General features: G+C 64.2%; 8 protein-coding genes. 2 read left to right on the top strand and 6 right to left on the bottom strand.

Features of this window, described 5'->3' with window-relative positions; translation table 11 throughout:
- Positions 1-466: 466 nt before the first annotated feature.
- The 3 genes from RY1_RS25930 to RY1_RS25920 are packed head-to-tail and all read right to left on the bottom strand — an operon-like array spanning position 467 to position 3258.
- Entirely contained in the window at positions 467-1813 is a 1347-nt protein-coding gene (locus tag RY1_RS25930; RefSeq protein ID WP_072806914.1) for a plasmid pRiA4b ORF-3 family protein, read from the bottom strand.
- Between the two features lie 38 nt (positions 1814-1851).
- Positions 1852-2388, bottom strand: coding sequence for an LpqN/LpqT family lipoprotein (locus RY1_RS25925; RefSeq protein WP_084727872.1), 537 nt, complete (start codon positions 2386-2388; stop codon positions 1852-1854).
- Positions 2389-2418: 30 nt separating this feature from the next.
- A complete protein-coding gene (locus tag RY1_RS25920) occupies positions 2419-3258 on the bottom strand; it encodes an HAD family hydrolase (protein WP_245819955.1) in 840 nt (279 codons plus the stop codon).
- Positions 3259-3372: 114 nt separating this feature from the next.
- Here RY1_RS25920 and RY1_RS25915 point away from each other — a divergent pair, with 114 nt between their 5' ends.
- Entirely contained in the window at positions 3373-4248 is an 876-nt protein-coding gene (locus RY1_RS25915) for an aldo/keto reductase (RefSeq protein ID WP_072806913.1), read from the top strand.
- On the opposite strand, the gene RY1_RS25910 is transcribed toward RY1_RS25915, so the two are convergent.
- Complete coding sequence (locus RY1_RS25910; protein ID WP_072806912.1) at positions 4245-5435, bottom strand: metallophosphoesterase; 1191 nt, start codon at positions 5433-5435, stop codon at positions 4245-4247. The genes RY1_RS25915 and RY1_RS25910 overlap by 4 nt on opposite strands.
- Positions 5436-5637: 202 nt before the next feature.
- On the opposite strand from RY1_RS25910, the gene RY1_RS25905 reads away from it, so the two are divergent.
- Complete coding sequence (locus tag RY1_RS25905) at positions 5638-6651, top strand: iron-siderophore ABC transporter substrate-binding protein (RefSeq protein WP_072806911.1); 1014 nt, start codon at positions 5638-5640, stop codon at positions 6649-6651.
- Positions 6652-6658: 7 nt separating this feature from the next.
- Here RY1_RS25905 and RY1_RS25900 read toward each other — a convergent pair whose 3' ends face one another.
- Together RY1_RS25900 and RY1_RS25895 are read right to left on the bottom strand one after the other, a co-directional pair.
- Positions 6659-7306, bottom strand: a complete 648-nt coding sequence (locus tag RY1_RS25900; RefSeq protein ID WP_072806926.1) for an NAD(P)-dependent oxidoreductase — start codon at positions 7304-7306, stop codon at positions 6659-6661.
- A gap of 69 nt (positions 7307-7375) precedes the next feature.
- Positions 7376-12034, bottom strand: coding sequence for a PDDEXK-like endonuclease domain-containing protein (locus RY1_RS25895; protein WP_084727875.1), 4659 nt, complete (start codon positions 12032-12034; stop codon positions 7376-7378).
- Positions 12035-12174 lie beyond the last annotated feature (140 nt).

The raw sequence follows: 12174 nt of genomic DNA, 5'->3' as shown, positions 1-12174 counted from the left end.
CTAGACAGCAACCCGAAAGCTGCTAATCAGTTCTAAAACCAAAAGAGCCAAATCACTAGCAAAAAAACTCAACTAGCTATAAAACAAAATCAACTCACTTCAGACGGGAAGAATGAAGCAAGAAGATGTCACACCCACACCCCGAAAGGCATGAGCGCCAAAAACATTCGGCACTGACATTCATCGACACACTGTTGAGTTCTCAAAGAACACGCACACACCACACAACCAAGAAACCGTAATCTCAGGGTGTCTGGGGCAACCGTTCCAGCTTATCCCAGCTTGGTCTCGGATGCAAGCTCCGACTCTTGGTGGGACAAACCTTACTGCTTACGTACTGTCAGACACTCCGTACAACCTCGTTGCCATGTCCGTGAAAACCTGGTCGGTGTCCGTGTCGCTCTGACTCGACAAAAGTTACGCGACGAGAGCCGTAACTCCAAATCGCCTGGTCAGAGCTCTGGCGTCATGTCCGGAGGGCATCTCGCGCAAAGCGTCGCGACCAACCGGGTGCATCCGAGCCTGCTCTCCCCAGGTAGTACATGGGGCCGTGCGCCCCGATGAGGTCGAGGAACGCGATGGTTCGTTGTCCCGCCACCTTGGCGTCGATGCTCCATCCCAGTGCGTGCATGGTCTCCTCGATCATCGCGTCTCGCTGTACCGACGATGCGGAGGCCGCGAGTGCAATCAGGAACAGGGTGCCGGCATCGCTCTCGTGATCTTCACGTCCGAGAGGGAGCCGTGACGCGCAGTGACGCCACAACCCGACATGGTCGTCGGTGAATTGCTTGCCGACCTTGGTTCTGAGCAAAGAACCCTCGAGCACCCGAACCAACCCCAATGTGCGGGCCGCTTCCCTGAGGTCGGTGGCCTGGTGGTGGTCGAGCTCTCGGGAACTTGCGCCGTGCCACCCGATGCCCCAGTCGAGTTCGTCTCGAATTGCCTCTACTACGGGGCCAGGCAAATAGCGGGCCTCGGCGAGTTCGAGTCGTTCGCCCACCCGGTGGAGGAACCATGTCAGCTTCGACATCGCCACTGTCGCGACCGGTAGGTCGACAGAGCTCTCGATGGTGAGCTCGCACCTGGGTAGCAGCTCCATGAGCCGCGGTACGCGTTCGGGCCGAGTTCTACTGAACAGTCTGGCAACCAACGGCGACGCTGCGGTGCTTTCGGCCTCGGTCGATCTCGGGGCAGCGGACGCCAGGAGTCGCCGATTCACCTTCCTGATGTCGAAGGCGGTCGGATCGATATCGACCGAGCTGTCCACGAGGATCCGGTATCCACCCACCCCGCCGCAGTCTTCCGGCGGGCATGCTCCAGAACCGTCCAAGCACTGCGGCCGCAGGTCGTCGATGTCGGTGTCGACGGCGTGGAGACGGACGGAGTGCAACCAGTTGTCGCCGAAGTCGTACTCGTATCGCACGACATCGCCGGTGTCGGTGAGGAGCGAGTCGATACGAACGTGGTGTTCGCTGACGCCGGAACCGTCGTCGCCCCCGTCGAGCATCTCCTGCATCTCGAACCTGCGTGTACTACCGCCCGCTCGAACGGAGAACGCGTGCGGATGTGTGTCGTTCCAGCCCATGGCCTTCTGCAGCACGGAATGCAGCTCCGGCAGCAGTAGATCGGACCGCACTCGGATCCGGCGCCACACGGGGGTGTCCACATTTTCCAGCGACACGTCGAGAACGAACTGCAGAACCTGGTGCGCGGCCGTCTCCGGTGTGAATCCACCGACGTCGGGAAACTGCGATTCGATCGGAATATCCGGCACCACCGTCAGGTGCCGGCGTCGTCCTGTGCGATTCGGCATGACCCGACCCTAGCGCCGAACCGTCGTCGGTCGGCCCGTCATGCGTGACCGGCAAGAAGCCCGTCGTTGATTGCCGAAACATCGAACGCCAGTCGGTCGACCTGATCCACCAGGACTGTCACCGTCAACTGAACCAAGAACTGGTCGACGACGGCATACCTGGTCGTCACCTCCAGATGCAGATTCTCGACGGTGAAGGATCCGCGAATGAAGCGAGACGGCCATGGCCCGAGATCGGCAGAGTGCGACTCGCTCTCCACCCAGCCCGGCAAGAGTCGCGCGTCGGTGAAGCTGCACTCGAGCAGGGCCTGCGGATCCACCGGTGCGGACAGCCTGCCGACGAGGAGGACAGCGTTGGGCGCGAATCCGTTCTCGACCAGGCCAGGTTCGACGAGTACCTCGGTGGCGCCGGGAAATTGACCCACCGGAGCCGACTCCCACCCTGCTGGAGTGGCGGCGACGAAGCCGAGTCGCGCCGCCTCGTCGCGGTCCGCAGCAGCCACCTCGATCCCGTTCGTGGACAGATACTGCGCAACGGTCATCGCCTCACGCTGTCCGGTCGGTACCTCGGTCATCGCACATCCCCTTCAGAATCTCGAAACATGTTACGAAACAGTGGAATTCGACCGAGATTCGGCCGCGTCCACGAGTTCTTCCAGGTACGCAGCGACTCCGTCCTCGTCGTTCGATTCGAGGACTCGATGCGCAACCTGCTTGACCTCGGGCATCGCGTTGGCCGTCGTGAGCGCGGTACCAGCCCATTCGAGCATCGGAAGATCGTTGAACGCATCTCCGACGGCCGCCACCGCCGTGCGCTCGATCCCCAGTTCCGCGCACAACCGCGACAACGCACTGGCCTTGGACACGCCCGCCGCCGACATCTCGATGTACGACGCACCCGAGTGGGTCAGCTCCACTCCCTCGACTCGCGCTCCGAGGACGGTGCGATACAGCTCGACACTGGGTATCTCCGGATGACGCGCCACGATCTTGACCGTCGGCTCCGCCGCCAGAACAGTGGCGGAAACATCCATCTCGCTCGGGTGACGATGGTGATCGGCGAAGACACACAACGCCGCGTACTCGTGTTCCGCGACGAACCGGGTCGGGCCGACAGTGGCGAACACGACGCCCGGGACGAGTTCGCGAACGTGCGCCATCGCGGCATCCACCGCAGCGGCATCGATCGCCGTCGTACCCGAGATGACCGGAGTGCCGTCCGCCAGATCCAACACGACCGCGCCATTGGCCCCGATCGCCTTGCCGGTGAAACCGCAGGAGGCAGCAAGTTCGTCGATCGAGTGCCGCGCTCGGGCACTGGCCCAGACAACCTCGATGCCCGACGCCCTCGCCGCGTCCATCGCCGCTGCCGTCCGTGCCGAGATGGTCCGATCCGACCTGAGCAGCGTCCCGTCGAGATCGGTGGCAAGCAATCGAATAGTCACACGCCCGATACTGCCAGGACGCCGTGCGATACCCACAGGCGCGATACGACGCCACTCATACCCCAGGCGCGATACGACGCCACTCGCACGGGGGGCGCGGCTAACCTGGAGAACGTGAGCATTCCGAACCTGACCTTGAATTCCGGAGCCAGCATTCCTCAACTCGGACTCGGCGTGTGGCAGGCCGCCGACGACGAGACCGAACACGCCGTTCGATACGCGCTGGACGAAGCCGGTTACCGCCACATCGACACCGCTGCCGCCTACGGCAACGAAGCTGCGGTGGGCCGCGGAATCAGCAGCTCGTCCGTCGACCGCGACGACATTTTCGTCACCACGAAGCTGTGGAACTCCGATCAGGGCTACGAGCCCGCGCTGACAGCATTCGACGTGAGTCTGCAGAAACTCGGACTCGACTACGTCGATCTCTACTTGATTCATTGGCCGCTCCAGAACGACGAGCGGCTGCTGAAGACGTGGGATGCGCTCGAGAAGATCGCCGAGAGCGGCAAGGCGAAATCCATCGGTGTCTGCAATTTCGAACCACGCCACCTGCAGTTGCTGGTGGACCGGGGCGGGCTGCTTCCGGCCGTCGACCAGGTCGAGTTGCACCCGCACCTTCCGCAGCAGGCGATTCGCGACGCCGCGAGGACGCACGGAATCATCGTCGAGTCCTGGAGTCCGCTCGGTGGGACCAGCAATTCCGGTTGGGGTCGCTCGTCCAAACCGAACACCCTGCTGAGCGACGATGTGATCACCGCCGTCGGCGAGCGGCACGGCAAGTCCGCCGCGCAGGTTCTGATTCGATGGCATCTGCAGAACGGGCTCGTTGTCATCCCGAAATCGGTTCACGACGAACGGATTTCGCAGAACATCGACGTCTTCGACTTCGAGCTGACCGATCAGGATCTCGACGACATCGCCACCCTCGACGACGGCATACGCGTCGGCGCACACCCGGACGAGCTGAACGTGGGCGCTCCCGACTAACTGCTCGATCCGAGCGTCAGGACGGTGATCTCGCTGGGAGCGAAGACGCGGAACGGTGGCCCCCAGAATCCGGTGCCTCGGCTGGTGTACAGCTGAGTTCTCTCGCCGTGGCGGCTGAGACCGTGCACCGTCGGTTGATCGAGCCGCACCAGATATTCGAACGGCCAGATCTGGCCGCCGTGTGTGTGGCCGGAGACCTGGATGTCGACTCCGCGTCGCACGGCGTCGGCGATCTGTTTGGGTTGGTGCGCCAGCAGAAACACGGGAAGATCGGGCGCGACCCCGTCGAGGGCTCGATCCAGGTCCGCGCCGTGCCCGTCTTCCTTCGAGCCTGCCGCTGTCCGATCGTCCACTCCAGCGAAGACCATCGTGTCGTTTCCGCGCTGTATCTCGATGTGCTTGTTGTGCAGGGCCGTCCAGCCGATCGAATCCATGTGGTCCAACCACGCCTGAGCCTCGCCGAAATACTCGTGGTTGCCGGTCACGTACACCCTGGCGAGGGTGGCAGTGACATGTCGCAGCGGTTCGACCTGTTGCTCGCGTCGCGACACCGACCCGTCGGCCAGATCTCCGATGTGGCACACAACGTCGGCGTCGAGCGAATTGACGACGTCGACGACTTTCGCCGACCACCCGGCCCGGTCGATCGGACCGTAATGAGTGTCGGTGATCATCACTACGCGTAGGCCGTCGAGGTCATGTCCGAGACGCGGGACGATCACGTCACGCCGGACGACGCGCGGAACCCGCATCGCCTCGTAGTGGCCCCACACCAACAGCACCACCACTACCGCGACGACGGCAGCAGCGACGACCCGAGATCGAAACGGATCCGCTACCCCGATCAGCCCGAGCACGACTCGGGCCAGCGCACCGATCGTGCTCCACACGAAACTCACCCATACGACTCCGAGCAGTACATCTCCGAGCCTCGCTGCGGGGTCGCTCGCTCTGCCGTGCCCTCGCACCATCGCGACCGGCAGAGTGACCGCGGCCGCCAGGATCACCACGCACCCTGCCACCCGCACCCACAGCGGCCACTCGGCTCCGGCGAAGAACACCGTCCACAGCGGCACTCCGAACAGAAGCGCCGCGACCACAAGCGCCACCCCCGTCATGACGACGCGACGCGCGGGTCTGGCAACGGGTGGTGCAGACGTAGTGCCGGATTGGCGTGATTCCGCCATGAACAAACCTCACAGTGACGACGACCGAAAAAGCGGGACGGAAAACAAGCACCAAGATACGCGGATGGCCAATGTGTGCAGCGGACGCGCCAGATCGGCCGTAATCCCAGCTGGAGGCTTTGCTTCGATGGACTGCCGCGGGTTAGCTCCACCTCGGCGGCCGGAAACTTCCGGCGCCGGACTTCGAGAAAGGCTTCGCCGCATGCCATGTTCGACAGGTACGAAAGCCACGTTGGCAGTGCTCTCCATCGCCACCGTCGTGCTCACCTCGTGCGGCGGTCAGAGCGAGAACGACTCGGGCTCCGGCATTGCCGAATCGAGTGTCACCGAGCCCGGCGCGTATCCCGCGACGATCGAGCACGCGTACGGATCGACCCTCGTCGAGGACGCTCCTGCCCGCGTCGTCACACTCGGTTGGAGCAGCCAGGATGCCGTACTCGCCTTGGGTACCGTGCCCGTGGCCATGGAACGGTTCTCCGGTGACGGTATCGACGACGATGTGCTGCCGTGGGATGCAACAGCCATGGGTGATACGAAAACCGAACTGCTCACGAGCAACCCCGACGTTCCGTTCGAGCAGATCCTCGGGCTCGAACCCGATCTGATCCTTGCGGTGTATTCCGGAATCAGCGCCGAGGACTACGAGCGCCTGTCCGATATCGCACCGACCGTCGCGTTTCCCGAAGAACGGTGGGAGACAGACCTGAACGACCAGATGACGATGATCGGTGCAGCGCTCGGGCGACCACAGGAGGCGCGCACGCTCCTCGACGGCGTCGACGACTACTTTGCCGAACAAGCCGCCGCCCACCCCGACTTCGCCGGTAAGACAATCACTTTCGGAATGCGCACCGACGAAGGCATGATCGTGTTCTGCCCCAACGATCCACGCATCGAGCTGTTGGGAAAGCTGGGGATCGGTTCCTCGCCGGGCGTCGTCGCCGCGTGTAGTTCCGGGGATTCGTCGGTATCGGTTCCGGGCGAGATGGTCGATACGCTCGACGCGGACATCCTCGTCCTCGTCGACGCCGACGGCACCAACCTCGACAAAGCAATGGCATTCGAGCCGTTCGCCCGGTTGACCGCCGTCGCCGAAGGCAGGCTCGTCCACCAGGTAGGCATGGACTACGCGATGGCCGTGTCGGCGCCGACCGTGCTCAGCATTCCGTACGGATTCGACCGGTTCATCGAGCAGATCGCGGACGCGTCGAACTGACGACGGTTCAGACCAGGGCTCGATCGATCGGCGTATCACCGTTGTCGAACTCGATGAAGCGACCGACGGTCCCCGGTCGGTCGACAGCGGCGGCTGCGACAGCCGCTACGTCGTCACGAGTCACCGATGCGCCTGTAGCTCCGTCCTCCCGAGTACGGATCAGGCCGGTTCCCGGATCGAGCGTCAATGCGCTCGGTCCGAGAATCGTCCACTCGAGCGAGGTGGACCTCAGGTACTCGTCGGCAGCGGCTTTCGCCTCTGCATACGCGAAGAACGACGTCTCCGGATCGACGCCGTGACCGGGTCCTGCGCCGAAATACGACACCATGATGTAGCGCGAGATACCGGTGCGACCGGCAGCATCCATCGAACGGATCGCCGCATCGCGGTCGACGGCGTACGTCCGGTCCGGGTTGCCACCGCCTGCTCCTGCCGTCCAGACCACGACGTCGAAGCCGTCGACGAGAGCTGCGATCTTGCCGACATCGAGGTGCTCGACGTCGGCGACGATCGGCGTCGCTCCCGCGTCGGCGATATCGGTGACGTGGTCGGGGTTGCGAACGATGGCCCCGACCTCGTGCCCGCGGCCCACGAGCAGCGGTATGAGTCGGAGTGCCACCTGCCCATGGCCTCCGAAGATGACGACTCGTGACATGTACGGCTCCTCGCGCGGCGACTCCATGGACTCCGACCACGGTAACTCACCGGAGGGCCCTCCCCCACGTCAGCTGCGGCGATCGACTCCCTCGTCGTGAAAGCCGTTGCCCTGAAAGCCGTTGCCCAGAAAGCCGTTGCCGTACGAGCTGTTGACCGGAAGTTCCTGGCTGGGCGGCATGGTCCACATGTCGGTGCGCTCGCGTGCTGCACTGCCGAGCCACCCGTTCCAGTGACCGTCCCCGGTGTCACCGACCGGGTCCGGGCGCGTCGGCGAGCCCGACAACGCGACCTCGGCGAAAAGTTCTTCGCGCGGCGGATCGAGGTCGACCGGTACCCATTCGGCGGATACTGCCGAGTCCGGTCCGACGTCCACCGTGTGTGGTTCGATCCGCACTGCCGACAGCGTCGCCCACAACCCGTCGAGTGCGGCGGTGGGGTCGAGCCAGTATTCCGATTCACGGACCCGCCAGAACGTCCACCCGCACCGCTTGAGTTCCTGCTCGCGCTGCAGGTCTGCCTTTCGGCGTGCCGGTGAGCTCAACACGATGTCGCCGTCGCATTCGACCGCGAGCCTGGACGACCGACCGGTCACAACCAGGTCGATCCTTCGGTTGTTGATCACGACACCCGGATTGACGTGATAGCCACGATGGCGAAGTTCGAGAAAGATTCGCTGCTCGAACAACGTGTCGAACGCTGGGTGGCGTACGTCCCCCGACACGTCGTCCGGCATCGGATCGGCGGGTGCAGGCGATATCGCGGTCATGTAGCCGAGAAGGGAGTTGCGAAGGTCGGCTCGTTTGAGCTGGTCACCGGTCACCGAGTGGAACAACCACAGCTGATCCTGGGCCCTGGACGTCGCGACGTTGAACCGCCTCTTGTACTGATTCGCCGTGAGCGCCACGAACTTCTGGCCCGGCGCGACGACCATCGACAGGAACACGACGTTGCGTTCGTCGCCCTGAAAATCGGGGGGTGTGCCGACGCGGAGTCGGCGGTCCTCCCACTGCTCTATTCCGATGCGCTTGATGAGCTCGTTCCGGATCTCGTCCACCTGAGCGGTGCCCTGCAGCACGACCACCCCGAACGTCGTTCCGTCGTAGACAGGGTCGGCGAGGCATTTCACGATCTGACCGACGATGGCCAGCGCTTCGGCCCGGTTGACGATCGCCGATCCGGATCCGGCCACCTCGGCGTCGGGCACGAAGGTCGACCGTAGCGGCGGGAGTCGATCGGCACCGAATTGCCGCACCGGCACGAGGGGCGAATCCCCGTAGAACTGCTGCGACGAGTAGTTGATGATCTCGGGCATCGACCTGAAATGCTCACGCAGCCTGACGACTTGACCGAACCTCGTCCTGAGCATGGAGAAGAGACTGGATCGAGTCGTCAAGGTGGCTCGGACGTGCTCGGGGAGGTCCGGCAGATAGACGTCGAGCCGGGTGAACACATCTTCCAGTGTCCCCGAGTTCGGCACTTCCGCTGGGGCACACTGCCTGTCGTCTCCGACGACGATGACGCGCGGAGCCAGATACAACAGAAACAGGCTGCTGATATCGGCTTGACTGGCCTCGTCGACGATCACCACGTCGAAGCTGTCCGGGATCGGTGGGATCGACGCAAGCACCTGCTGCAGCGGCATGACCCATGCCGGGACAGCGCTCTGTGCATCGCGCATCGCGGAGCGGGCCGCACTTCGGAACGTCTCTGCGTACCGACCTGCGCCCGCGCCGATGGCCGACACGTGCTCTCGGTAGGTCTGCAGCGCCCGTACCTCGACGGCGGTCATGCGTTCCAGGCAGTCCCGCCACGCCATCGCTGCGGCCAACCGTCCGGTGAGGTAGCTCAGATCGGCGTCGACCGCGTCGAGGTCCGCTTCCAGTCGGTCCGCGAAATTCGCACGATGCTGTTCGGTCACCCACTCACGCGCCCGCCGCCATGCCCACGCTTTCGACATCTGCCAACTGAGTTCGTCCCATTCGGGGTCACCGGCAGTGTCGACCACGAGTTCGTACAGCGCGGGTGCCGCCTGTGACAACGACGCGGCCAACTCGTCCTGCTTCTGTTGATCCCGCTGTTGTTGGCATGCGAGGTCGTACGCCGCCACTGCCTCCGCGACCGCGTCCTCGTCGGCATTGCTCAATGCGGTCACCAGCGCGGCCCCCTCCGGCGACGGGCCCGAATCGATCTGCGTTGCAAGCAGATACATGGCCTGTTCCAGTTCCGACCGCGCTGCGTCGGCATCGACGCGAGTGGCGATGGCACCGGCGGAACCCGCGAAGTGCAGTGCGTCGTCGAGGCTTCGGATCCACGGCGCCGACGGTGAGACCGAATACAACCGCTCCACGAGAGCATCGCGCGCGTGGAGCGCGCCCGCAACACGAGTCAGATTGCTGGCGACGAGGCCGAGATCATTGACCTGCCGCGAGCGAGAACCCTCGGTGGACACCGAGATTCGTAGATCCGCGAGCAACACCGAGGCGGTGCCGACGATCTCGAGGGCCCGAATGTGCTCGGTCACCAATCGCGCTGCGAGCGCCGTCGTCGGCGGCATCTCGTCCACGGTGGCAATGATTCCCAGTTCTTCGACGACTCTCTGCTGCTCGCTCTTCCTGAACCGACCCTTCCACTCGATGCCCGATTCCAACGCCACGGCAAGCGATTCCATCGCCCGGAGAGCGGCGGAGTCGACGGCCGAGCACTGCACGTCGTGTGCGCCGACGAAACGGTCCGACTGCGCTGCAAGATCGACCATCGGTACGATTCCGCTCACCCGCGACCACAGATGGGCGGCTTCACCGGACAGTACCGAGTCGGTCAGCTGACGAAAGACCGAGTCGAGTTCTTCCACCTCGCGCACCCGTGTCTCGAGTTCCTCGCACAGTCGCCGGATGTCGTAGGCGTCCGCTGGGTCGATACCGGCCAGGAATTCGAGCAACTGCGCAGTCTGCTCGGACACAGCGGCCACCTGCGCACCTGCTCGTCGGCACAGCAATCGCAGCTCGGCCGAATTGGGCAGGATTTCCTGCAGCCGCGGCAGCGATTGTCGCGATCGACGAGCTCGGCCCTCGGGAGCCGTGGCAATGAGCGTTCTCAACGTGTCCACTTCGGCACCGCTGAGGGGCGGTCGATCGGTGAGCAGTGGCCCAGGAAGCCATTCGTTGGCGTCGGTGGCGGCCATGACCTTGCGAACGACGGCGGCCGTGGTGCCGTCGTATCCGTCGGACACCTGACGATGCACCACGGTTTCCGAGTCGCGGAGTGCAGCCATCGACTCCACGAGTTCTGCCCGGCGGGCGAGCGTGTCGGTCCTCCTGCCGCGCAGCGACTCGATCTTCTCGGACTCGTCGACGTCGTCGTACGCCGCCTTCCTGTCGGCGATGCGGGAGATGCTCCGGCTCAGCTCCTCGGATCCACCTCGCGAGAGATCCGTGATGGACACACACAGTTCTTGCAGTTCGGGCGGGAGCTTGTCACGGAGTACGCGAAGGGCCTGCGACTTCTCGCTCGTCACCAGCACACGCTGTCCGCTGGCGAGCAACGAGGACATCAGGTTCGCGATCGTGTGAGTCTTACCGGTACCGGGGGGACCCTCCACCACCACTCCACTGTCCACGCCGAGCCGTCGTACGATCTGCGACTGCTCGGCGTTCGCGGGCAGCGGGAACAACGGATCCTCGGCCAGCGAATGCGCTTCCGCCGCGCCGGTGCGCGCGAGCCATGCCAGTCGATCGGCAGGTTCGATGGGCTCCACCAGCTGCGCGAGCCCGAGTGGCACCGTGGCGTCTTCCGTCTCCAGATCGATGATCATCTGCTCGTAGTAGTCCCGCAGGGCGAATGCATTTCTGGTGCGCAGAAGCAACGCAGGCGACGCGGTCAGAGTCGATCGCTCCGCGGTGGCGAAGGTCGACGGCCGCTCGAGATCGGCATGTACATCGACGGGGAACGCCAGGGCCCGATCAGCCCACTCGGCGAGAAACGGGATCACCGACGGGTCGAGCGGCGATGCGATTCGGCCCGATAGTTCCTGCTGGAACCGAGCCGACTCCACCGCGTCGAATCCCGGCCTTCCGGTGAGAAGTTGGGTGTCCTCTAGTCGAGGTTGACCGATGCCGGCAAGCTTGACCATCAGGTCTCCGGTGCGGACGTCGCGCTCTATCGTGGCGGCCTGGGTCACGAGATGTGTGCTGACGGTGTCGTCCGAATCCGCTGCCGCGAGTGTCAGCAGACCCGATGCCAGAACCAGTTCGACCGACTCCGGCCGCGATGCGAGGTCGTGCATCATCAACTGCAGCGCCTGGTAGAGCAACGCCTTCGGCCGCGAGAGTCGGTCGGTGTCGGCCCACCCTCGCCACTGCGCCGAGTACGCCGCGAACGCAGTGCGGATCTCGTACACACGGCGCACATCGGAGTCGGCGTCGGCATCGGTGTCGTCGGAGGACGACGACGGAAGCCCGGCTGAATTCAGCTCGAGGGCGCGGTAGCGACTGTCCTCGACCATCGCCGCATCCACGAGCCCTACCAGGACCTCCGGCAGCTCCGGCGGGTCCACGACCTGTACCCGCCTCGCTCGCAAGACGAGCCCACCGTTGACGGCGGAGGCGTCGACCTCGGCCGCACGCGAATCACCGTGCAGCCACTCGACACGGAGATGCTTCTCGTAGTGCAACGTCGGTTCGGAGCGTGCGGTGACGATCTCTCGGAGAAAACGAAGAAGCCGAAGCACCTTGCTGTGAATCTCGCCCGTTCCCCCGGTCGCACCACCTCCCTCGGTCGCACCACCTCCCTCGGTTGCACCACCTCCCTCGGTTGCACCACCGACGGGCTCGCTCCCGGAAACCGATGCAGTCGACACAGTTGGACCTC

Origin of the sequence: Rhodococcus yunnanensis NBRC 103083 (assembly GCF_001895005.1) — a bacterium.
In the GTDB taxonomy this organism is placed as follows: domain Bacteria; phylum Actinomycetota; class Actinomycetes; order Mycobacteriales; family Mycobacteriaceae; genus Rhodococcoides; species Rhodococcoides yunnanense.
This window is presented reverse-complemented; position numbering and strand designations above follow the sequence as displayed.

What these genes read in the sequence shown, in the direction of transcription:
- RY1_RS25930 (WP_072806914.1), bottom strand. Translation starts at nt 1,813, where the DNA reads ATGCCGAATCGCACAGGACGACGCCGGCACCTGACGGTGGTGCCGGAT.
- RY1_RS25925 (WP_084727872.1), bottom strand. Translation starts at nt 2,388, where the DNA reads ATGACCGAGGTACCGACCGGACAGCGTGAGGCGATGACCGTTGCGCAG.
- RY1_RS25905 (WP_072806911.1), top strand. Translation starts at nt 5,638, where the DNA reads ATGCCATGTTCGACAGGTACGAAAGCCACGTTGGCAGTGCTCTCCATC.
- RY1_RS25910 (WP_072806912.1), bottom strand. Translation starts at nt 5,435, where the DNA reads ATGGCGGAATCACGCCAATCCGGCACTACGTCTGCACCACCCGTTGCC.
- RY1_RS25900 (WP_072806926.1), bottom strand. Translation starts at nt 7,306, where the DNA reads ATGTCACGAGTCGTCATCTTCGGAGGCCATGGGCAGGTGGCACTCCGA.